Source organism: Microbacterium sp. CCNWLW41, from assembly GCF_037083505.1.
Window position 1 is genome coordinate 141,172 of record NZ_JBAOJP010000002.1, and the last position, 20,716, is coordinate 161,887.

Annotated in this window: 21 protein-coding genes; 9 read left to right on the top strand and 12 right to left on the bottom strand. The window is 71.5% G+C overall.

Annotated elements, in window-relative coordinates:
- Positions 1-23: 23 nt before the first annotated feature.
- Positions 24-713, bottom strand: a complete 690-nt coding sequence (locus tag V6R91_RS08420) for a GntR family transcriptional regulator (RefSeq protein ID WP_231819377.1) — start codon at positions 711-713, stop codon at positions 24-26.
- A 98-nt stretch (positions 714-811) separates the two neighbouring features.
- Positions 812-1,828, bottom strand: a complete 1,017-nt coding sequence (locus V6R91_RS08425; protein WP_231819378.1) for an amidohydrolase family protein — start codon at positions 1,826-1,828, stop codon at positions 812-814.
- 279 nt (positions 1,829-2,107) lie between these two features.
- Here V6R91_RS08425 and V6R91_RS08430 point away from each other — a divergent pair, with 279 nt between their 5' ends.
- Both V6R91_RS08430 and V6R91_RS08435 read left to right on the top strand, forming a co-directional pair.
- Positions 2,108-3,514, top strand: coding sequence for an amidohydrolase family protein (locus tag V6R91_RS08430; protein WP_336395155.1), 1,407 nt, complete (start codon positions 2,108-2,110; stop codon positions 3,512-3,514).
- Between the two features lie 149 nt (positions 3,515-3,663).
- Positions 3,664-5,043: a nucleobase:cation symporter-2 family protein gene (locus V6R91_RS08435; RefSeq protein WP_336395156.1), complete on the top strand. Its 1,380-nt coding sequence runs from the start codon at positions 3,664-3,666 to the stop codon at positions 5,041-5,043.
- 74 nt (positions 5,044-5,117) lie between these two features.
- On the opposite strand, the gene V6R91_RS08440 is transcribed toward V6R91_RS08435, so the two are convergent.
- The 5 genes from V6R91_RS08440 to V6R91_RS08460 form a co-directional block, all read right to left on the bottom strand.
- On the bottom strand, positions 5,118-6,047 hold the full coding sequence (locus V6R91_RS08440; protein ID WP_271059377.1) for a glycine betaine ABC transporter substrate-binding protein: 930 nt from the start codon (positions 6,045-6,047) through the stop codon (positions 5,118-5,120).
- A gap of 80 nt (positions 6,048-6,127) precedes the next feature.
- On the bottom strand, positions 6,128-7,105 hold the full coding sequence (locus tag V6R91_RS08445) for an ABC transporter permease (RefSeq protein ID WP_271059376.1): 978 nt from the start codon (positions 7,103-7,105) through the stop codon (positions 6,128-6,130).
- Positions 7,105-8,397, bottom strand: a complete 1,293-nt coding sequence (locus V6R91_RS08450; RefSeq protein ID WP_271059375.1) for a quaternary amine ABC transporter ATP-binding protein — start codon at positions 8,395-8,397, stop codon at positions 7,105-7,107. Before V6R91_RS08450 ends, V6R91_RS08445 begins: the two co-directional genes overlap by 1 nt.
- A gap of 433 nt (positions 8,398-8,830) precedes the next feature.
- Positions 8,831-10,000, bottom strand: a complete 1,170-nt coding sequence (locus tag V6R91_RS08455) for a class I SAM-dependent methyltransferase (RefSeq protein WP_336395157.1) — start codon at positions 9,998-10,000, stop codon at positions 8,831-8,833.
- Between the two features lie 119 nt (positions 10,001-10,119).
- Complete coding sequence (locus V6R91_RS08460; protein WP_067248505.1) at positions 10,120-10,440, bottom strand: ArsR/SmtB family transcription factor; 321 nt, start codon at positions 10,438-10,440, stop codon at positions 10,120-10,122.
- A gap of 16 nt (positions 10,441-10,456) precedes the next feature.
- Here V6R91_RS08460 and V6R91_RS08465 point away from each other — a divergent pair, with 16 nt between their 5' ends.
- Positions 10,457-10,948 carry an SRPBCC domain-containing protein gene (locus V6R91_RS08465; RefSeq protein WP_336395158.1) on the top strand — a complete coding sequence of 164 codons (492 nt, stop codon included), beginning with the start codon at positions 10,457-10,459 and terminating at the stop codon, positions 10,946-10,948.
- Here V6R91_RS08465 and V6R91_RS08470 read toward each other — a convergent pair.
- From V6R91_RS08470 to V6R91_RS08485, 4 genes are all read right to left on the bottom strand, one after another.
- Positions 10,920-12,047 carry an acyltransferase gene (locus V6R91_RS08470; protein WP_336395159.1) on the bottom strand — a complete coding sequence of 376 codons (1,128 nt, stop codon included), beginning with the start codon at positions 12,045-12,047 and terminating at the stop codon, positions 10,920-10,922. The genes V6R91_RS08465 and V6R91_RS08470 overlap by 29 nt on opposite strands.
- Before the next feature lie 71 nt (positions 12,048-12,118).
- On the bottom strand, positions 12,119-13,120 hold the full coding sequence (locus V6R91_RS08475) for a D-alanine--D-alanine ligase family protein (protein WP_336395160.1): 1,002 nt from the start codon (positions 13,118-13,120) through the stop codon (positions 12,119-12,121).
- On the bottom strand, positions 13,117-14,427 hold the full coding sequence (alr, locus tag V6R91_RS08480) for an alanine racemase (RefSeq protein WP_336395161.1): 1,311 nt from the start codon (positions 14,425-14,427) through the stop codon (positions 13,117-13,119). The genes V6R91_RS08475 and alr overlap by 4 nt, the downstream gene beginning before the upstream one ends.
- Positions 14,424-15,122: a M15 family metallopeptidase gene (locus V6R91_RS08485; protein WP_336395162.1), complete on the bottom strand. Its 699-nt coding sequence runs from the start codon at positions 15,120-15,122 to the stop codon at positions 14,424-14,426. Before V6R91_RS08485 ends, alr begins: the two co-directional genes overlap by 4 nt.
- Positions 15,123-15,280: 158 nt before the next feature.
- Here V6R91_RS08485 and V6R91_RS08490 point away from each other — a divergent pair, with 158 nt between their 5' ends.
- The 6 genes from V6R91_RS08490 (at position 15,281) to V6R91_RS08515 (ending at position 19,909) form a co-directional block, all read left to right on the top strand.
- Positions 15,281-15,733: an acyl-CoA thioesterase gene (locus tag V6R91_RS08490; protein WP_233460148.1), complete on the top strand. Its 453-nt coding sequence runs from the start codon at positions 15,281-15,283 to the stop codon at positions 15,731-15,733.
- A 73-nt stretch (positions 15,734-15,806) separates the two neighbouring features.
- On the top strand, positions 15,807-16,484 hold the full coding sequence (locus V6R91_RS08495) for a response regulator transcription factor (protein WP_271059368.1): 678 nt from the start codon (positions 15,807-15,809) through the stop codon (positions 16,482-16,484).
- Positions 16,477-17,679 carry a sensor histidine kinase gene (locus tag V6R91_RS08500; protein ID WP_336395163.1) on the top strand — a complete coding sequence of 401 codons (1,203 nt, stop codon included), beginning with the start codon at positions 16,477-16,479 and terminating at the stop codon, positions 17,677-17,679. The genes V6R91_RS08495 and V6R91_RS08500 overlap by 8 nt, the downstream gene beginning before the upstream one ends.
- Positions 17,680-17,928: 249 nt before the next feature.
- Positions 17,929-18,309: a GntR family transcriptional regulator gene (locus V6R91_RS08505; RefSeq protein WP_067248473.1), complete on the top strand. Its 381-nt coding sequence runs from the start codon at positions 17,929-17,931 to the stop codon at positions 18,307-18,309.
- Positions 18,306-19,223, top strand: a complete 918-nt coding sequence (locus V6R91_RS08510) for an ABC transporter ATP-binding protein (protein ID WP_067248469.1) — start codon at positions 18,306-18,308, stop codon at positions 19,221-19,223. Before V6R91_RS08505 ends, V6R91_RS08510 begins: the two co-directional genes overlap by 4 nt.
- Positions 19,223-19,909, top strand: coding sequence for a hypothetical protein (locus tag V6R91_RS08515; RefSeq protein WP_231819388.1), 687 nt, complete (start codon positions 19,223-19,225; stop codon positions 19,907-19,909). Before V6R91_RS08510 ends, V6R91_RS08515 begins: the two co-directional genes overlap by 1 nt.
- Positions 19,910-20,018: 109 nt before the next feature.
- On the opposite strand, the gene V6R91_RS08520 is transcribed toward V6R91_RS08515, so the two are convergent.
- The gene (locus tag V6R91_RS08520) at positions 20,019-20,645 is read right to left on the bottom strand and encodes an ArsR/SmtB family transcription factor (protein ID WP_219086084.1); all 627 of its coding nucleotides are present in this window, start codon (positions 20,643-20,645) and stop codon (positions 20,019-20,021) included.
- Positions 20,646-20,716: the final 71 nt, after the last annotated feature.

Consider the following 20,716-nt stretch of genomic DNA (forward strand, 5'->3'; position numbering starts at 1 on the left):
CCGCCAGATTGCATGCAGATAGACTAGGGGGCGGACGTGCGCCGGAGGCGAATACCCAGCTTCACGATGTGATCCCGTGCCGCCTCCTCGGCCGCCGCGGGGTCTCCGGAACGGATCGCCGCCACGATCCGCCGGTGCTCGTCGAGGGCGATCCGCGCCTGTTCGTCGCCGCCCCACAGGGTGTGCATCGCCGAATGCGACCGGTCGACGATGGACTCCAGGATCCCGCTGAGGTGATGGTTTCCCGCGAGGTCGCGGATCGCACGGTGGAAGCGCGTGTCGAGCTCGATGTGACGCGCCCCCGTGTCGCCGCCGTCCTCCGCCTCGAACAGGCTCTCGTGCTCGGACAGGATGTCGGCGAGCGCGTCCAGCCCGGCCTGATCCGTGACCTCCGTCGCCAGCCGGGCAGCGAGCCCCTCCAGCATCTCGCGCACCACGTACAGGCTCCGCAGCTCCTCGCCGTCCATGCGACTCACGACCGCCCCGCTGTGGGTGACGGCGGTGGCGAGGTGCTCGTGGACCAGCCGCTGAACCGCCTCCCGGACGGGGCTGCGGCTCACCTCCAGCCGTCGAGCGAGCTCCGGGACGCTGAGCGGGGTCCCCGGGGGAAGGTCTCCGGAGAGCACGGCGGCCCGGATGGCCTCGTACGTGCGCTCCGTGAGGTGATCCCGCTCGACCAGCGGTCGCATCGTCGCCAGAGCTTCTCTCGACATGTGTCGCCCCTTCCCCTCGATGACGATACCGGCGGACTCGACCGCCGGCCACGAGGGGGCCCGCCCGGCGGGCGCGGCCCCCTCGCCTTCCGGCCGGGCTACACCAGCGCCCCCGCGCGCGCCTCGATCTCCGCGGGGGACGAGTCGTCCGCCCAGGAGTCAGGCGTGTAGCCGCGGTAGTGGTCCGCGTGACGGTTGTCCGCGGACGCCTGGGGGACGTCACCGCGAAGGTACGCCTCCGCCTCGGCGACGTCCTTGGGCGGGGGCGTCGGCTGGAGACCGAGCAGCTTGGCCATGTTGTTGCCCAGGTAGCCCTCGAGGTCGTCCTCCGAGGTGTTGAGCCCCTGCGGCGGCTGGTGGCACAGCACCTCCAGCTCGCGCGCCCACATGCCGGGCTCGTTGGGCGGGGAGTCCGTCCCGAACACGAGCCGGCTCTTCTTCATCTCCTTGGCGAACTCGACGATGCGCGACTGCAGCAGCCAGCCCGATTCCCCATAGACGTTCGGGGAGTCCTGGATCATCCAGAACGCCTCGAAGCAGTACACCCCGCCGGTCTGGACGCCGAAGTGGCCGATGATGAAGTTCACCTCGGGGAACTCCCGGATGATCGGGTAGAACTGCGTCGGGATCGAGTAGGGGCCGTCGCCGGTGTGGATCAGCACGGTCACTCCGAGCTCCGCGCACTTGCGCATGGCGGGCCGCAGCCAGTCCAGCGCCCGATCCGGGCGGTACGAGTGCATGTTCGCGTGGAGCTTGAGCATCTTGTACCCGTACTCCTTCACGTGGAACTCGAGCTCGGCCGCGCCGTTCTCGGGACCGAATCGCGGGTTGTAGATGAACTGTCCGACGAAGCGGTCCGGGTACTGCTGGGTGAGCGAGGTCACGTAGGCCATGTACTCGCGGATCCCCTCGCGTCCGCTCTTGTTCCCCTCGCGCCACGCCGTGTTCCCCGGAGGGGGCATGATGCACGAGACGTCGACGCGACGCGGCTTGCCGTTGATGAGGAACGGGCCGTCCATCATCTCGATGGCGCGCTCACCGGTGAACGGTGTCCCGGTGTGGCGCCATGCCTCGTCGACCAGATTGGTCGGATGGACATGGGTGTCGATGATCATTGATGTCTCCTCGATCCGTCGTGCAATGGGTCGTCCCCGGCCGCGCGGCACGCACCTACGGGCCCGGCGGGTCTGCCGCCACGACCTCGTGACGCTCGCCGGTGCCAGGGAATCTATCCCCCGCGTTCCGGGGCGTCAAGAGTTTACATGTAATTGATCCCCGAGAGTGAGGCCAGTTGAAGCGGCACTCACCCGGATGACCCCTTGACAACGCCGACCATGAGAGTAAGTTGCATGCAATGTGACACCGACGTCACATCGCAATCCGAGGAGCCCTCCGTGACCGTGACGACCCCCTGTGATGTCCTGATCCGAGCCGGGTGGCTCGTGCCGGCCGACGCGGAGAGCCGCGTGACCTCCGACGCGGCGATCGCCGTGACCGCCGATCGCATCGTCGCCGTCGGCACCCGCGAAGAGCTCGCCCACTGGCGCGCCGCCCGGACGATCGATCTTCCGCACGCCGCACTGATGCCGGGATTCGTCGACGGGCACAACCACCTGTTCCAAGCCCTCGCCCGAGGACTCGGGGAGGGACAGTCGATCTGGCCGTGGCTGTGCGACTTCATGTGGCCGTATGCCATCGCGATGACCCCGTCCGACGCGCGGGCCGCCGCCCGGCTCGGTGCGCTGGAGGCGATCCGCTCCGGCATCACGACCGTCGTCGACAACCACTACGCCCCGACCGACCTGGACACGACGCTCGCGGTGGCCTCCGCCATCCACGATGCGGGGCTTCGCGGTGCCGTCGCCCGCGGCATCCTCGGCCGCCGAAGCGCGATCGGCGTCCGACGGGGACAGCCCGAGCCTCTCTACCGTTACGACACGGCCGACGAGCTGGCCATCACGCGCGAGGCGGCCGCCGTGCATCCCGCCGGCTCCCGCGTGGAGGTGTGGCCGGGCCCGGTGAACCTCAGCTACCTGGACCAGGACCTCATGGCGGCGTCCGTCGAGCTCGCGCGCGATCTCGGCACCCGCTGGCACACGCACTGCTCCGAAGGCTCGAAGGACCCGGATTCCTACCTGGAGGAGTACGGCATCCGCCCGGTGCAATGGCTCGCGCGCGAGGGCCTGCTGGACGAACGCGCGACACTCGCGCATGCGATCTGGCTGGATGACGCCGAGCTCGACGCCATCGCGGCATCCGGCGCGTCCGTCGCCCACAATCCGACGTCGAACGCCTATCTCGCCTCGGGCTCCATCCGACTCGGACAGATGCGCGAACGAGGCATCCCCGTCGCCCTCGGCACGGACGGACCGAGCTGCGGACATCGCCAGGATCCGTTCGAGTGCATGAAACAGGCCATCTTCATCCAGCGGCTGGCGACCCTCGATCCGACGGTCCTGCGCGCGCACGAGTCGTTCGCGCACGGGACCCGGTCCGGCGGGGCCTACACCGGCTACGAGGTCGGGGAGCTCGCCGTGGGCCTGCTCGCCGACATCGTCGCGGTGGACCTCTCGGGAGCGCACCAGCAGCCTGTGCACGATCCGGTCTCCACCCTCGTGTACGCCTCGCGCGGCTCCGACGTCGTGCTCACGATGATCGGCGGCCAGGTCGTGTACTCCGACGGCGTCGTCCACACCATGGACGAGAAGCAGGTGATCGCCGAGGCCGGCGAGGCCGCTCGGCACCTGATCGAACGTCACCCGCAGCTCGCCGCGACGGCGCGCGACCGCGTTCCGGCGTGACGCCCGGCCTGCGCGCCGGCCCCTGAACCTTCCTTGTCCGCGGTCCTCCCCGCACCCGTGGGCGCACAACTGAATCGCACGACGACCCGGCTCCGGGTCACGCTCGCGCCATCCGCGCTCGCTTTCGAATGACTCGATGTGGAGGAACCATGAGGAAGACAAAGATCGACGAGAAGAGCAGGACGAAGGGAAGAGGGAAGAAGAGGAAGGCCGATGCGGTCGACGAGGTCCTGCCCGCCTCCCGCATGATCCCCTTCGCCCTGCAGCACGTGCTGATCTGCTACGGCGGTCTCATCACGACGCCCCTGGTGGTGGGGCTGGCCCTGGGGCTGACCAACGCCGAGCTCGCCACGCTCGTGGCCGCGAATCTCACCGTCGCCGGCCTGGCGACGATCCTGCAGACGGTCGGCGTGTGGAAGGTCGGCGTACGGTATCCCCTGCTGATGGGCGCGTCGTTCACGGCGATCGGGCCCGGCATCATGATCGGGGAGGCCTACGGACTGCCGGCGCTGTACGGGGCGACGATGCTCGCGGGGCTGGTCACGATCGTCGTCGCCCCGTTCTTCGCGAAGCTGCTGCGCTTCTTCCCGCCCGTCGTCACGGGAACCGTGATCGCGATCATCGGCATCTCGCTGATGCCGAAGTCCGCGGCGCTGATCACGGGGCAGCCGGACGACCCGGACTTCGGGTCCCCGACCGGCTACCTGCTCGGCATCATCGCCGTCGTCCTGGTGCTCGTGATCGACCGGGTCGGCCGGGGCCTGTGGAAGCAGCTGTCCATCCTCATCGCCCTCGTCCTCGGCACGATCATCGCCGCGCTCTTCGGGCGCGTCGACTTCTCCGCGGTGGCCGAGGTCTCTCCGGTCCAGGTCCCGCAGCCGCTCATGTTCGGGCCGCCGGAGTTCGTCATCGGCGCGATCATCCCGATCCTCATCGTCCAGTTCGTCTGCCTCGTCGAGTCGACCGGGGACGTCCTCGCCGTCGGGCAGATCGTCGGCCGCAAGACCGGGCCGAAGCAGGTGTCGCGGGCGCTGCTCGCGGACGGCGTCGGCACCGCGGTCGGCGCGCTGCTCTCGCCGTTCTCCCTCACCGCGTTCGCCAACAACGTCGGCCTCGCGCAGGTGACGAAGGTGTACTCGCGCTGGGTCGTCGCGCTCGCCGGGCTGTTCCTCATCCTGTTCGGATTCGTCGCGCCGCTCGGCCAGGTGGCGGCGGCGTTGCCGAAGCCCGTGCTCGGCGGCATCACCGTCGTCATGTTCGGCACCATCGCCGCGGTGGGCGTGAAGATCCTCGCCGCGTCCGATCTGACGAACTCCCGCAACATGTTCATCGTCGGGATCTCCTTCGCGTTCGCGATGATCCCGGTCGGCGTCCCCGACTTCTACGCGAACTTCCCCGAGCTGATGCAGCCCGTCCTGTCCAGCAGCATCGCGGCCGGCGGCATCGCGGCCTTCGTGCTCAACCTGCTCCTCAACGAGCTGTGGGCCAGGAAGGAGCCGCTCACGTCGCCGACGCCGGTGTCCCACTGACCGACGAACGGACGAGGCCCCACGTTCCGCAGGGAACGTGGGGCCTCGTCTCACGCCGCCAAGGGCGGCGCGGATTACTCCGCGATCTCGGTCGGGAAGGCGTCCGGGTACTTCGACACCCACTCGGCCACGGCCTCGGCCTCCTGGCCCTCGTCGTACTGGTTGACCACGAGATCCTCCAGCGCGCCGTACTGCTCGTCGTCGAGCTTGATGCCCTCGATGAGCTCGGCGGCCTCGGGGAACTTCTCGGTGAAGCCCTTGGTGGCGAGGAAGTGCAGCGCCTCCGGGTCGCCCATGGCGCCCTTCGGGTCCTCGAGGTCCTTCACCGGGAAGGCGTCGTTCGCCCAGAACGGACGCCACAGCGTCACGACGATGTCCTTCTGCGCCTCGGTCGCCTTCTTCAGCTCCGTGAGCATGGCGGCCGTCGACGAGGTGACGAGCTCGTACTCGCCCTCCAGGCCGTACTCCGGGAGCATCGACTCCTGCGTCTGCTTGGTCAGGCCCGCGCCCGGCTCGATCCCGATGATCTTGCCGTCGAACTGCGCGGCCTTGCCCTTGAGGTCCTCGATCGAGGTCAGCTCGGAGTACTCCGGCACCGCGATCGTGAGCTTGGCGTTGTCGTAGTAGGCGCCGAGGTCCTCGATGTCCTTGCCGTACTTGTCCATGTAGGACTTGTGGGTCAGCTCGGGCCAGGCCGACGGGTAGATGTCGACGTCGCCCTGGGCGAGACCCGTGTAGAGCGGGCCGGCCTCGGTCAGGGTCTTCATCTCGACGGTGTAGCCGACCTTCTCGAGCTGGTCCTTCAGCAGGTACGCGGTGCTCAGGCCGTCCGTCCAGGAGGGCAGGAATCCGAGCGTGATCGTGCCCTTGTCCCCGCCGGGAGCGCCGTCGGTGCCGCCGCCTCCGCCGGTGCCGCCGGTTCCCCCGCTCGCGCAGCCCGCGAGGGCGAGGGCCGCTGCGGCGGCGAGAGCGGTCAGTGCGGTGAGGTGCCTCTTCTTAGCCATGATGACGTCCTTTTCGTATGTCGTTCACTCGGTTGCAGGGTCGTGGTGCGTCAGTACGTGATGGGTCGGGGATCGGTGCGTCAGGGGATCGGCGCGCGGCGCGGGGAGGCGATCGCCCGCTCGGCCTCCGCCGCCGCCTCCGCGGAGCCGCGGGCGGCCTCCGCGTCGGCCGCCGCGCGGCGCTGCTCGGCTCGGCGCCGGGCGAGGACGCCCAGCAGGGACGAGCGGTTGCCGGCGGTCGTGCCCAGGGCCGCGGTCACCCGGTCGAGGAAGACGGCGATGAGCACGACGCCCAGGCCCGCCTCGACGCCGCGGGGGATGTTGATCGTGGAGATCGCCTCGACGACGAGCTTCCCGAGGCCGTCCGCGCCCGCCATGCCGGCGATGACCGCCATCGACAGCGCCAGCATGATGACCTGGTTCACGCCCGCCATGATCGTCGGCATCGCGAGCGGCAGCTGGATGCCGCCGAGGATCTGCCCCGGCTTCGCGCCGAACGCCTGGCCGGCCTCGACCGTCTCGCCGTCGACCCCGCGGATGCCGAGCTCCGTGAGCCGGACACCCGGCGGCAGGGCGAAGATCACCGTGGCGACGAGCCCCGGCACCACGCCGATGCCGAAGAAGACGATCGCGGGGATGAGGTACACCATCGCCGGCATCGTCTGCATGAAGTCGAGGATCGGCTTCAGGATCGCGCGCACGGTGTCGCTGCGCGCGGACCAGATCCCGAGCGGGATCGAGATCACCACGGCCACCAGTGCCGCGACGAGCACGAGCGCCAGCGTCTGCATGGCCGGGACCCACACGCCCATCCCCACGATGAGGATGAACGACAGCAGCGTGCCGACGGCGAGCTGCCATGAGCGGACCAGCCACGCCAGGAGGGCCGCGATCACGATCACGACGGGGAACTGCACGGAGAGCAGGATCGCGGTGAGGCCGTCCACGAGGAAGGCGAAGAGGAAGGAGATGACATCGAGAACGGCGCCGAGGTTGACCTGGATCCAGTCCACGGCCGCCTCGACCCAGCTCCCGATCGGGATGCGGAAACCGTCCATCAGCGCGCTCCCTCCGGTTCGGCGGCGCCGGCCGCGGGCGCATCACCCAGCACGGCGTCGATCTCGGCCTGCGGCATAGGCGGCAGCGGGATCGTGATCTCCTCGGTCGCGCCCGGGCCGGGGCCGAGCGCCGCGAGCAGCGTGACGCGCGGGATCACCCCGACGAGCCGGTCGTCGTCATCCACCACGGCCAGCGGCAGCGGCGACTCCACCGCGGGGATGAAGAGGTTCATCAGCACCTCGGACTGGTTCACGCTCTGCGGCACCGGCTTGAGGATCGCGCGCAGGTCGCTCTCGCCCTTGCGCAGCTGCTTGACGGCGTCGCGGTCCGTGAGGATCCCGAGCAGGTGCCGGTCCCGGCTGACGACGTAGGTCGCGGACATGTACGCGTCGCGCATCTGGCGCAGCGCGGTGCGCGGTCCCGCAGTCTCGGAGACGACGGGACGCGGCCGCTCCATGACGTTGCCGGCCGTCAGGACGCGCGCGCGGTCCACGTCCTGCACGAACTGCTCGACGTAGTCGTTCGCGGGGTCGGTGAGGATGTCCTCGGGGGTGCCGATCTGCACGATCCGGCCGTCGCGCATGACCGCGATCCGGTCGCCCAGCAGCATGGCCTCGTTGAGGTCGTGGGTGATGAAGACGATCGTCTTCTGCAGCTTCTCCTGGAGCTCCAGCAGCTGCTCCTGCATCTCGCGGCGGATCAGCGGGTCGAGGGCGCTGAAGGCCTCGTCCATGAGCAGGATGTCGGTGTCGGCCGCCAGCGCCCGGGCGATGCCCACGCGCTGCTGCATCCCGCCGGAGAGCTCGGACGGGAGCTTGTCGCCCCAGCCGCCGAGCCCCACGAGGGCCAGGATCTCCTCGGCCTTCGCGAGGCGCTCGGCCTTGTCCACGCCCTTGAGCTCCAGCGGGTACGCGACGTTCGCGGCGACCGTGCGGTGCGGCAGGAGCGCGAAGTGCTGGAACACCATCGACACCCGGTCGCGGCGGACCTCGCGCAGACGCTTCGCCGGGATGCCGGTGATCGGATCGCCCGCGATGGTGACGGATCCGGCCGTCGCGTCGTGCAGGCCGTTGAGCATGCGGATGATGGTGGACTTGCCGGAGCCCGACAGACCCATGATGACGAAGATCTCGCCCCGGTTGACGGTGAAGCTGGCATCGATGACCGCGGCGGTTCCGACGTCGAGCACGTCGTCGCGGGTCTCCCCGGCCTTCAGACGCTTCACCGCCTGCTGCGGGTTCCGACCGAACACCTTGTAGAGATTGCGCGCTTCGAGAGCGGTTTCGGACACGTATCCCCCGTTGGCTCACCTGATGGGGTGAACCCACTTCGGTAACGCCCGGGTGGTGATCACGAGGCCGCTTCGACAACGCTGCACGGACGGCACGGGCGCCGGATTTCGGATCCGGCGCAAAGATCGCCTACCTTACGCCCACGCCTCTTCGTGCACAGCAGATTCGAAAGAAGGACGCGGCCGCGGACTGGTCTTCGGGCTCGCTGGCCCACATTCCAACGTAACGAAATGGCTGATCGGGGGCAAATCCGCCCCTCGGCGACCCCCGCGCTTTCCCCCGTTGAGGCATGGTTTCGCCCGGCGTGTCGGATTCCGGGACGTGGACCGATCTGCACATCCGACCCCGATGCGCACACCGCGATCACCAGAACCTGTGCAGATCGGGACCGAGTGTGCAGATCGGGCGGTATGGGCGGGGAGGGGGAGCCGGTCAGACCCGGACGGACCGGGTCACGGTGAACTTCGGCGTGCGGCGGATCTGCTCCGTCGGCCCGACTTCGGCGGCGAGCGCGCGGCGGTGGTCGAGGTGCGAGTTGAAGACCGTCCACACCTCGCCGCCCGGGCGCACGAGCCGGCCCGCCGCGACGATCAGCCGCCGCCCGGCGCCCTCGTGCACTCCGGCGCCGAGGTGGAACGGCGGGTTGAGCAGGATCAGGTCCGCACTCGCGTCCGGGAGGTCCGATCCCGCGTCGTCGAGGGTCACCCGGACCCGCTCGGCCACACCGTTCGCCGCCATGGTCGCCGCGGCGGAGCGGACGGCGGCCGCGGAGCGATCGGTCGCGATCACCTCCGCGGACCGGTGTCGGAGCGCATACGAGGCGGCGAGCGCGCCCGTGCCGCAGCCGAGATCGATCACCCGGAACGGTGCGGCGGACTCGACGGGAGGCGAGGGGAGCCGGTCCGCCGCCTCCAGCAGCGCCCGGGTGCCGATGTCCAGCCGCTCGCCCGCGAAGGCCCCGCCGAACGCGCACAGGACGAGCGACGCCGCCGGGCCGGGCGTCGGGTCGGCGTGGGTCGCGCGGACGGGGAACGGCGACTCGCCCGCCGGCCGGACCGGCTCGTGCGCGAGGACCAGCCGGGACTTCCGCTCGGCGCGCTGCGGCTGCACCCGGCGGAAGAAGCGGCCGAGCACCTCGTTCTGGGCGACGGTCATGTGCTTCACCCGTCCGCCCGCGACGAGGACCGCGTCCGGGGCGGCGTGGCGCGCGACGGCGTCGGCGATCTCGGTCAGCTCCGCGAGCGCCTTGGGCAGCTGCAGCAGGATCATCCGCGCCCCGCGGAGCAGGTCGGCGCCGAGCTCGTGCGGGACGAACCCGTCGATTCCGAGCTCCGCGGCGTTGCGCACGAGGGCCCGCCGCCCGGTGACGAGGTCCTGGTGCACGCGGATCCCGGCGAGCCCGTCCGCGACGAGCGGCAGGGTGAGGGCGCCGTACGCATCGCCGATGACGACGACCTCCCCGCCGCGGATCCCCGTGGCGGCTCGCGCGATCTCGTTCCGCGCGCGGGCCACGAGCAGCTCGTCCGTCGCATCCCACGCGCGCAGCTCCGGCGCCTCGACGTCGGGGAGGCGGCGCAGGCGCGCGTAGGGGAAGCCGGTCACCCGCTCAGGCTACGGCCTCGCCGGCGGACGCCGCCGCGCACCGGGGCCGGGCCGCGTGCCCCGTTCCGCGCGGGGCCGCCCGCGCCGCTCGGGGCCGCGCGGTGCGGACCCCGATCCGCTCAGCCGCGATCCAGCTCGTCGAGGAGCTGCACCGCGGCGCGCGCGTACTCGCCGATCCAGCGGTCGTGGATCCGTTTGATCGGCAGGGGCGCGAGCGTCAGCCGCCGCTCCCGGCCCTGACGCTCGCCGACGACGAGCTCGGCGCGCTCCAGCACCCGCAGGTGCTGGAGCACGGTGGTGCGGTCGAGCTCGGGGAAGCGCGCGCACAGCTCACCGGTGGTGCACGGCGCGGCCTTGAGCACGTCGAGCATGGCCCGGCGGACGGGCGCCGCGAGCGCCTTGAAGACGAGATCGTCGGCGCTTCCCTCCCTCTCGGACATGTTGTAATCTTACAACATGTCCGAGAACGAAACCACCGGCGCCGCCCCGCTCGGCGCCCTGTCCTTCACCGTCTCCGGCCGGATCGCGCGGCCGCGGGCGGAGGTCTACGAGGCCGTCGCCGATCCGGCGCAGCTCTCCCGCTACTTCGCCACCGCCGGCGCCCGCGGACGCCTCGAGTCCGGCGCCGAGGTCTCCTGGGACTTCGCCGACTTCCCCGGCCGCTTCCCCGTCACCGTGGTCGAAGCCGTCGCCCCGGAGCGGATCGTGATCGAGTGGGACGCGGCCGCCGGGTCGACCGAGGCCGGCACCACCCGCACCACCTTCACGTTCGCGCCGATCGACGACGACACCCGCACGCTCGTCACGATCACCGAGGAGTCCTGGACGCCCACGCCGGTCGGCGCGAAGAGCGCGTTCGGCAACTGCGAGGGGTGGACCGGCATGCTCGCGGCGATGAAGGCCTGGGTCGAGCACGGGATCAACCTCCGCGAGGGCTTCTACGCCTGACCCCCGGGTCGCGGACGGCGGATCGATCCGGGATCGGGGCGAACAGACGCGCCGCCCCGAGACGGCAGAGCGCTGCATGCAGCAGCAGGCATGCGGCGACGAGCAGCCCCGTGAGCACGAGGGGCCAGGCGCCGACGAGCATCCATGCCACCATCCGAGAGGCCCCGCCGTCCGATGCGGCGAGGCGTCGGACAGCGTCGGAGAGCGGGCCACGCAGGAGCACGTCCGCATATGCGAGCAGCGGCATGTGCAGCACGTAGATCGGCAGCGTGCGTCGTCCGAGCCATTGAGCACCCGCCGCGAGACGGGGTGCGACCCGCGGAGCGAGGGCGGAGGCGGCCACGCCGAAAGACACCGCGACGATCGACACCGCCGGGGCGACGCCGGGGACGAGGCGCAGATCGAGGACCGCGGAGACGACGAGCGCAGCCGCGTACCCGCCCGCGAGCATCAGGGCGCCGGGGACCGTCACCCGCGCCGCACCCTTCGCGACCGCCTCCCGGAGACGGAGCCCGGCCAGGAAGAAGAACAGGTTCTGGAAGACCTGCCAGAGGTTGTCCTCCCCCGGCGCGCCGGGCATCCCGACGACCCACAGGACCGGCTCGACGATCTTCGCGCCGGCGATCGCGGACACGACCGCGGCTCCGAGCAGCAGCGGCACCGTCGGGATGCGTCGGGTGAGGCGGGCCACCAGGAAGTACGCGGCCAGCGCGAAGAGGAACCAGAGGTTCGTCGGGCTGATCGTGAGCTGGGCAAGGAAGACGCGCGGCGAGCGCGCATGCGCCGTGCCGAAGTCGTCGATCGGGAGCATCACGACCGTCTGGATCGTCAGCCAGACGGCGTACAGCGCCGCGAACCGGAGGATCCGCGTGCGCAGCAGGACCGGCCACGGACGGGCGACGGCGCCGACGGCGAACATCCCGGAGACGAGGAAGAACAGCGGCATGCGCAGCGGCAGCAGCTGCGCCCCGATCCGGCTCCACGCCTCGGCGACCGGCTGAGCGGCGCTGAGGTCCATCGGCAGGACGTGTTTGGCCGTGACGTGCCACAGCACGACGAGCACGATCGACGCGCCCTTCGCGGTGTCGGCCCAGGGCACGCGTCCCCGCATCCCTTCCCCCTGCAGCCCTTCCCGCCGCCTCCCTTCCCGCCGCCCCGTGCCACGGGCGATCAGCACCGGAGCGCCCCCTGGACGAGGCGGTGCACCAGCTCGTCGTACGCCACGCCCGCCGCCGCGAACATCCGCGGCGCCTGAGACGCCGGGGTGAGCCCCGGCATGGTGTTGATCTCGTTGAACACGGGCCCCTCCTCGGTGAGGAAGAAGTCCACGCGGGCCAGGCCCCGGCAACCGAACGCGTCGAAGGCGGCGAGGGCGGCGGCCTTCAGCGCCGCGGCCTCGCCGGCGCTGAGCGCGGCGGGCACGGTGAAACGCGCCGATCCGTCGTACTTGGTCGCCGTGTCGAACAGCCCGGCGGCGTGGATCTCCAGCGCCGGCGCCGCCCACCGGGTCCCGTCGGCCTCCCGCAGGACCGCGACGTCGATCTCCCGCCCAAGCACCACGGGCTCGACGAGCGCCCGTCCCGGCCCGCTCCCGGCGTCCACGGCGCAAGCGAGGGCGACCGCCTCCACCAGCTGCGCCGCGTCGCGGACCAGGGAGACGCCGTGGCTGGATCCCGAGGACACCGGCTTCACCACCGCGGCCTCTCCCTCGAAGCCCAGCGCGTCGAGGTCGCGCACCGACACCACGCATCCCGGCGCCGTGCGGAGCCCCGCGGCGCGGGCGACCGTCTTGGAAAGGGCCTTGTCCATCGCCACCGCCCCGGCGAGCGTCCCGGAGCCGACCACCGGGACCCCCGTCAGCGCGCCCAACGCCGCGATCACCCCGTCCTCCCCACGAGGTCCGTGCACGGCGGGGAACACCGCGTCCGCCGCCCCGATGACGGCGAGCGCCGCCGACAGCGACTCGGCGGCCGCCGACGGGTGCGCGCGGTCCCCGCTCGTCGCAGGTCCCGCGTCGCCCTCGCCCCGCCAGATCCCGTCGCGACCGATCGTGAGCCGGTCGACGGCGTATCCCCGCCGCTCCAGCGCGTCCGCCACCCCCGCGGCGGACGCCGCCGAGACCTCGTGCTCGACGTTGGCGCCTCCGCCGATCACCGCGATCCTCGTGCTCATGCCCCTGCTCCCTCGCCGTCCGTTCCTCTGCTGCTGCTCTCGACGGCGCGGCCATCCGCGGTCTCGTGCACCAGGGACCGGCGCACTCGGGGACCGATCCCGGTCACGATCTCGTGCGGAATGGTGTCCGCCCAGCGCGCCCAGTCCTGGATGCTCGGCGCCGCCCCTCCGCGCGGTCCCCAGATCGTCGCGAGGGTCCCTCGGGGGAATCTCCGGTCCCGGGTGTCGACCACGATCTGATCCATGGACACGCGACCGACGATGCGGAACCGTTCGCCCCCGATCGCGACCGCCGCCTCCGGGGCGAGGCCGCGGGGGATGCCGTCCGCGTATCCGACCCCGAGGACGGCGAGGTTCGTGGAGCCCGCGGTGGTGTGCCGCCCGCCGTAGCCGACGGGGGTTCCCGCCGGCACGGTCGCGGTGTGCGCGACGGGCGCGGTCAGCCAGGACGCTCCCCGGAGCGCGACGGGATGCGCGGCGTTCGCCTCGGCCGGATCGATCCCCACCAGCCCCGCCCCGATCCGCACGAGATCGTGGTGCGTGGCGGGGTCCGTCAGGGTCGCCGCGGTCGCGCCCAGGTGCACGCGCGCGGGCACGATGCCGGCCGTCCGCAGCATCCGCTCCGCCGACGCGACGGCCCGGATCCCGTGGCGGTTGCGCTCCGGATCGGCCTGATCCGCGTCGGACAGGTGCCCCATGAGCCCACGGATCCGCACGAGCCCGCGCCCCTCGGCCGTCACCGCGAGCCGGGTCAGCGCCGGCCAATCCGCTCGCGGCGCCCCGCCTCGGGCCATGCCGGCGTCCACGTGCAGATGGACGGCGAGCGGACGCAGCGGCCCGCGCCGCCGCTGCCTCAGCCGCGCGGCGGCCGCGGCGACCTCGGCGAGCTCCTCGGATGATGCGACCGCCAGGTCGATCCGGGAGCCCGCCGCGGCCTCCACGTCGATCCCCGCCGGGTGGAGCCACGCGAGCACCGGCGCACCGATCCCGGCGGCCCGGAGCGCCGTCCCCTCCGCGACATCCGTCACGCCGAGCCACGTCGCGCCCGCCGCGAGCGCGGCGCGCGCGACCGGCACCATGCCGTGCCCGAACCCGTCGGCCTTGACGACCGCCATGATCTCGGCGCCCGTGCCCGCCGCGGAGATCCGCCGGGCGATGGTCCGCACGTTCGCCGCGACGGCGCCGACATCGACCCGCAGCGTCGGGCCGGGGCTGCGCGTACCCGGCGCACGCGCGACGCGGATCCCCGTGCCGGCGGCCGACACCGCCAGGGATGCCCGCAGAGGGGCCGCGCTCCCCGCCCTCATCGCTGCATCCTCGGGTCCTCGGCAGCGTCTGCGTACATCTGCGGACAGCCCTGGTCCACGGCCTCCGGGAACAGCTCGAAGTGCCAGGTCTCGTTCTCGTAGGTGCGGCACAGCCCGAACGCGTCGCCCTTCCGGTCGAGCCAGTCGGAGGAGTCGAACGGCCCGATGTCGACGGCCTGCCCCTTCACATGCAGCGAGGTCTCGGGAGTGCCCACCCAGCGCCCCGCCTCCTCGGCCGAGCCGTACTGCTGCACCGCTCGCTCCAACAGCCACGACTGGTACCGCGGCGACCGCCACCCGCTCGCGACCCGGAGCTCCACGCCGTCGTCCGAGGCCGCCGCGGCGGCCGCCAGCAGCGCCTCGCGCAGTGCGGGGTCCAGCCCGGACACGGCGGGCGCGCCGTCGTACAGGGAGATCGTCTCCCCGTCCGCGATGTAGCCGTCGGACGCATCCGGCATCCCCCCGTCCGCCCGGCCGTCCGCCTCCGCGCCCGCCGGAACCGTGCCCGCCGTCGGGCCCTGGACGAGAGCGTTCGCGGACCCGGCCTGCTGCACCGCGGTGACGGCGAGGACTCCGGCCGCGGCGATCGCCGCGACCCCCACCACGACGGCCAGCGCACGTCGCTGCCGGACCGCCCGGGACGGGCCGCGGCGGACGACCGCGGCCGGCGGGCGGTGTTCGGTGATCGTGTTCATGGGCACCAGCCCATCGCGACGCCTGTTGCCCCGCCGTATGCGATTTTCGATACGCCCGCGATATGCGCGGGGACCGCGCCGGCGGGGCCGGACCGCGCCCGCTCGCGCTGACACCCGCCCGAAACGTCCGCGAAACGTCCTCTCCCTAGCCTGACGGCATGAGCGATCTCGCATGGACCGACGGGGCGATGAACTTCCACACCCGCAAGTGGGTCAAGCCGGAGGACCTCAACGCCAACGGCTCCCTGTTCGGCGGCAGCCTGCTGCGCTGGATCGACGAGGAGGCGGCGATCTACGCGATCGTCCAGCTCGGAAACCACCGCGCGGTGACCAAGCACATCTCGGCGATCACGTTCCGCGCCTCGGCGCTCCAGGGCGATCTCATCGAGATGGGCCTGATCGCGACCCGGTTCGGCCGGACCTCGCTGACCATGCGCGCGATCGTCCGGAACATGATCACGCGGAAGACGATCCTCTCGATCGACGAGATCGTCTTCGTGAGCCTCGACGAGAACGGCGTCCCGACGCCGCACGGCTACACGGACATCACCTACCGCCGTGACCGGATGCCCCGCACGCACCCCGAGACGGGCACTGTGCGTCTGCCGTAGCGCGGCGCGGCCCGCGGGCGAGGATGTGGTTTTCGATACACCCGCGATATGCGCCGGTGAATAGGCTTCCCCCATGCGCGTGCTGATCGTGGAGGACGAACCGGATCTCGCCGGCGCCGTCCGCGACGGCCTGCGGCTCGAGGCCATCGCCTCCGACGTCGCCGGCGACGGGGATGCGGCACTGGAGCTGCTCGGGCTGAACGCGTACGACGTGGCGGTGCTCGACCGCGACATCCCCGGCCCCTCCGGCGACGAGGTCGCGCAGGCCATCGTCGAGAGCGGCGCGGGCACGCCGATCCTCATGCTCACCGCCGCCGACCGCCTCGACGACAAGGCCACCGGGTTCGAGATCGGCGCCGACGACTACCTGACCAAGCCGTTCGAGATGCGCGAGCTCGTCCTGCGGATCCGTGCCCTCGCCCGCCGTGCGCCCCGGTCCGCGCCGCCGGTGCGCGAGCTCGCCGGGCTGCGGCTCGACGCGTTCCGGCGCGAGGTGTACCGCGACGGGCGCTACGTCGCCCTCACCCGCAAGCAGTTCGCCGTCCTGGAGGTCCTGATGGATGCCGGCGGCGGGGTGATCAGCGCCGAGGAGCTGCTCGAGCGCGCCTGGGACGAGAACGCCGACCCGTTCACGAACGCCGTCCGGATCACCGTCTCGGCGCTGCGCAAGCGCCTGGGCGAGCCCTGGCTGATCCGGACCGTGCCGGGCGTCGGGTACCGGATCGCCGAGGGGGAGGACGCGGATGACTGACGCGCGCCCGCCCGAGCACGGCGCGGCGCCGCATCGCGAGGCCGCGGCGCCGCGGCGCGAGGGACTGTCGGTGCGGCTGAAGCTGACGCTGAGCTACGCGCTGCTCGTGATCGGCGCGGGCACGGTCCTGCTCGCCGTCGTGGCGCTGTACGTGCTCCGCTACATCCCCGAGGGCAACATCTACGTCCAGGAGGACTCCGGCGGCCTCACCTGGACGGCCGGGCGCACCGACATCATCCGCGCCTTCGTCCCACGCCTCACCCTGGCCTTCGTCGTCCTGATCCTGATCGGCCTCGTCGGCGGGTGGTTCCTCGCGGGACGGATGCTGCGCCCGCTCACCCGGATCGGGGAGGCGGCCCGCCTGGCCGCACAGGGGTCGCTCGACCACCGGATCCGGATGAGCGGGGCCGGGGACGAGTTCCGCCGGCTCGCCGACGTGTTCGACACGATGCTCGACCGGATCCAGTCCGACGTCGAGCGCGAACGCCGCTTCGCCGCCAACGCCTCGCACGAGCTGCGCACCCCGCTGTCCATCTCCCGCGCCCTGATCGAAGTCGCCGAGGAGGACCCGGACCGGGACGTGCCGGAGCTGCTCGCCCGGCTGCACGCCGCGAACGAGCGCGCGATCGCGCTGACCGAGGCCCTGCTGCTGCTCGCCCGGATCGAGGCGCGCCCGCCCGCCCCGACGGACGTCGACCTGTCCCTCGCCGCCGAGGAGGCCGTCGAGATCCTGCACCCCCTCGCCGACCGTCGCGGCGTGCATCTCGAGATCAGCGCGGACCCCGCGACGGTGCGCGGCGACGCGGCCCTGCTGAACCAGCTCGCACTGAACCTCGTGCAGAACGCCGTGGTGCACAACGTCCCGGGCGGCACCGCGTGGGTGCGCACGCGAGTGGACGGCGGCTTCGGCGCGCTGATCGTCGAGAACACGGGCGCGCTGCTGGACCCGGCCGTGGTCGCCGTCCTCGCGGAGCCGTTCCAGCGCGGCGCGCAGCGCACGCACGGCGACGACGCGGGGGGCGCGTCCGGAGCGGAAGCCGGTGAGTCGATCGCGACGGGGTCCAGCGGGACGGGGCTCGGCCTCGCGATCGCCTCGTCGATCGTCGACGCGCTCGGCGGGTCGCTGCACCTTCGCGCGCGCCCGGAGGGCGGGCTGCTCGTGCACGCCGCGTTCCCCCTCGCCACGCCACGCTGACCGCCCCGGGTCACCGCGTTTCGTCTCGTCGCTGCGCTCCTCGCTCAACGACCGGGAGAGCTCCGGTCGTTGAGCGACACTTCGACTCGCTTCGCTCGCTCAGTGCAGGTCTCCGCGAGACGAAACGCGCGCCCCCACCGGTCGTTGAGCGAGCGAAGCGAGACGAAACGTGGTGACCCAGGGTTGACACCCGCCCCGGTCCCATGGTTACTTAGTCGAGTAACTAACCCAACAACCCCGGGAGAGCCAGTGATCGAAGACGGCCGCCCCCTCTTCCTCCAGATCGCGGAGGCCATCGAGGACTCGATCCTCGACGGCTCCCTCGCCGAGGAGTCCCAGGCGCCGTCCACGAACGAACTGGCTGCGTTCTACCGGATCAACCCCGCCACCGCCGCGAAGGGAGTCGCCATGCTCACCGACAAGGGCGTGCTGACCAAACGGCGCGGGATCGGCATGTTCGTCACCGCCGGCGCCCGCGACCTCCTCCTCGGCGAGCGCCGCACGGCGTTCGCCGAGCGCTTCATCGATCCGCTTCTGGCCGAGGCCCGCACGCTCGGGCTCGGCCCCGACGACCTCGCCGCACTCCTGCGCGAACGCGCTGCGACATCCACCGAAGGGAACCCCGCATGACCGCCGTCATCGAGGTGAAGGACCTCGTCAAGACCTACCGTGACACGCTCGCGCTCGACCACGTGTCGCTCGCGATCGAGGAGAACACGATCTACGGCCTCCTGGGCCGCAACGGCGCCGGCAAGACCACGCTCATGTCGATCCTCACCGCCCAGAACTTCGCCACATCCGGCACCGCGCACGTGTTCGGCGAGGAGCCGTACGAGAACGCGCACGTGCTGTCGCGCGTCTGCTTCGTGCGCGAGAGCCAGAAGTACCCCGACGACGCCACGGCCGACCACGCGCTGCGGATCTCCGCGATGTTCTTCCCGCGGTGGGACCAGCAGCTGGCGGACGAGCTCGTCGAGGCCTTCCAGCTCCCGCTGAAGCGGCGGATCAAGAAGCTCTCGCGCGGCCAGCTCTCCGCCGTCGGCGTGATCATCGGCCTCGCGTCCCGCGCCGAGATCACGTTCTTCGACGAGCCGTACCTGGGCCTCGACGCCGTAGCCCGCCAGATCTTCTACGACCGGCTGCTGGAGGACTACGCGGAGCATCCGCGGACGATCATCCTCTCCTCCCACCTGATCGACGAGGTGTCGAACCTGATCGAGCGCGTCATCGTGATCGACGGCGGCCGGATCCTCCTCGACGAGGACACCGACGCCGTGCGCGACCGCGCGGTCACCGTGGTCGGGGACGCCGCGGCGGTGGACGCCTGGGTGGGCGACCGCGAGGTCCTGCACCGGGAGTCGCTGGGCCGCGTCGCGTCGGTGACGGTCCTCGGCCGGCTCTCCGCCGCGGAGCGCGCGGCGGTGGTGGAAGCGGGTCTGGACATCGCGCCGGTCTCGCTCCAGCAGCTCATCGTGCGGCTGACGCAGAACGCGTCCGGCGCCAAGGACGCGGCCGCGGCCGCAGAGAAGGAGGAGGTGCGCTGATGTCCCGCGTCCTCAACGTGGTCCGCCTGCAGCTCGTCAACAAGCAGACGTTCCTGTGGGTCCCGCTCATCGTCCTCGGCGCCTCCGCGGTCGTCTCCATCGTCATCTACGCGATGATCCCGACGGATGCGCCGAAGTACGGCGGAGGCGGCCAGGCGCCGCTGTGGGTCTTCTTCGCCGTCGGGCTGTCCGCCCTCACCATGACCTTCCCCTTCTCCCAGGCGATGAGCATCACCCGCCGCGACTTCTTCGCCGGGACGATGCTCACCGCGGTCCTCGGGTCGCTGGTGATGGCCGCCGTGTTCGTCGTCGGCGGGCTCATCGAGCAGGCCACCGGCGGGTGGGGCGTCAACGGCTACGTGTTCCACCTCCCCTGGGTGTGGGAGGCGGGCCCCGTCGCGGCAGGCCTCACCTATTTCACGCTCGCGCTGTTCTTCTTCGTCGTCGGGTTCACCGGGGCGACCGTGTACAAGCGCTGGGGGGCGACCATCACGACCATGGCGAGCCTCGTACCGGTGGTGATCCTGGTGGGCCTGGCGTTCCTCGTCACGCGGATGGAGCTGTGGGGGAACGTCTGGGAGGGGATCCTGCACCTCGGCGCACTGGGGCTGACCCTGTGGGGGCTCGCGGTGACGGTGCTGCTGTCCGGAGTGGCGTTCCTGGTGCTGCGCCGCGCCATCCCCTGATCCCGGATCCGCGCGTTTCGTCTCGTCGCTGCGCTCCTCGCTCAACGACCGGCGGTCACCCACCCGGTCGTTGAGCGAGCGCAGCGAGACGAAACGTCCCACCCCGGGCTCAGATCGTGTCGTCGGCGGCGATGACGTCGATCTGCCAGACCCGGGTGTCCTCGCCCCCGGCGTCGCCCCGCTCGTGCGCCGCGAGGATCTCGTCCTTCAGCTCGCCGATCCTCGTCATGAACGACTGGAACTCGGCCTCCGTCAGCCGCACGGTCATCTGCGCGAACTCCGCGTGGATCTCGGTCGTCTGTCCGGCCATGTAGGTCGGGGTCCACGCCGCCATCCTCCGGAGGATGTCGTTGTGGTCGTCGATCAGGGCCTGCAGGACGGCGCCGCCGAGGACCGGATCCTCGACCGGATGCTCCGGGCCGCCGATGTTCATCGCGCGCTTCTCTGCCCGCCACACGCGGTCACGGCGGTCGCGGGCCTGCTCGGGCGCCTCGACGAGGAGCCCCGCCTCCGCGAGCACACGCAGGTGGAAGCTCACCTTGTTGGCGGGCATGTCGAGCGCCTCGGCGACATCGGCGGCGCGGCGGAACTCGTGCTTGGCGAACTGCTTCAGGATCTGGCGACGGATCGGGTTCGCGTAGGCCTTGAGGACCGCCGTGGTGGCCGCCCTCGGGCCTCCGCCGTCCTCGGCACGCGCGGACGGCTGCGGCTCCTGTCCCTCGGTCGCCTCAGCCATGCCCCCATCCTACGCAGCATAATTTGCGCAATTTCACTTGCGCAACTTTACTTGCGGGTCTATGGTCGTCG

Coding starts and splice junctions, on each gene's coding strand:
- V6R91_RS08420 (WP_231819377.1), bottom strand. CDS start 713: ATGTCGAGAGAAGCTCTGGCGACGATGCGACCGCTGGTCGAGCGGGAT.
- V6R91_RS08425 (WP_231819378.1), bottom strand. CDS start 1,828: ATGATCATCGACACCCATGTCCATCCGACCAATCTGGTCGACGAGGCA.
- V6R91_RS08435 (WP_336395156.1), top strand. CDS start 3,664: ATGAGGAAGACAAAGATCGACGAGAAGAGCAGGACGAAGGGAAGAGGG.
- V6R91_RS08440 (WP_271059377.1), bottom strand. CDS start 6,047: ATGGCTAAGAAGAGGCACCTCACCGCACTGACCGCTCTCGCCGCCGCA.
- V6R91_RS08445 (WP_271059376.1), bottom strand. CDS start 7,105: ATGGACGGTTTCCGCATCCCGATCGGGAGCTGGGTCGAGGCGGCCGTG.
- V6R91_RS08460 (WP_067248505.1), bottom strand. CDS start 10,440: ATGTCCGAGAGGGAGGGAAGCGCCGACGATCTCGTCTTCAAGGCGCTC.
- V6R91_RS08465 (WP_336395158.1), top strand. CDS start 10,457: ATGTCCGAGAACGAAACCACCGGCGCCGCCCCGCTCGGCGCCCTGTCC.
- V6R91_RS08475 (WP_336395160.1), bottom strand. CDS start 13,120: ATGAGCACGAGGATCGCGGTGATCGGCGGAGGCGCCAACGTCGAGCAC.
- alr (WP_336395161.1), bottom strand. CDS start 14,427: ATGAGGGCGGGGAGCGCGGCCCCTCTGCGGGCATCCCTGGCGGTGTCG.
- V6R91_RS08485 (WP_336395162.1), bottom strand. CDS start 15,122: ATGAACACGATCACCGAACACCGCCCGCCGGCCGCGGTCGTCCGCCGC.
- V6R91_RS08490 (WP_233460148.1), top strand. CDS start 15,281: ATGAGCGATCTCGCATGGACCGACGGGGCGATGAACTTCCACACCCGC.
- V6R91_RS08495 (WP_271059368.1), top strand. CDS start 15,807: ATGCGCGTGCTGATCGTGGAGGACGAACCGGATCTCGCCGGCGCCGTC.
- V6R91_RS08500 (WP_336395163.1), top strand. CDS start 16,477: ATGACTGACGCGCGCCCGCCCGAGCACGGCGCGGCGCCGCATCGCGAG.
- V6R91_RS08510 (WP_067248469.1), top strand. CDS start 18,306: ATGACCGCCGTCATCGAGGTGAAGGACCTCGTCAAGACCTACCGTGAC.
- V6R91_RS08515 (WP_231819388.1), top strand. CDS start 19,223: ATGTCCCGCGTCCTCAACGTGGTCCGCCTGCAGCTCGTCAACAAGCAG.
- V6R91_RS08520 (WP_219086084.1), bottom strand. CDS start 20,645: ATGGCTGAGGCGACCGAGGGACAGGAGCCGCAGCCGTCCGCGCGTGCC.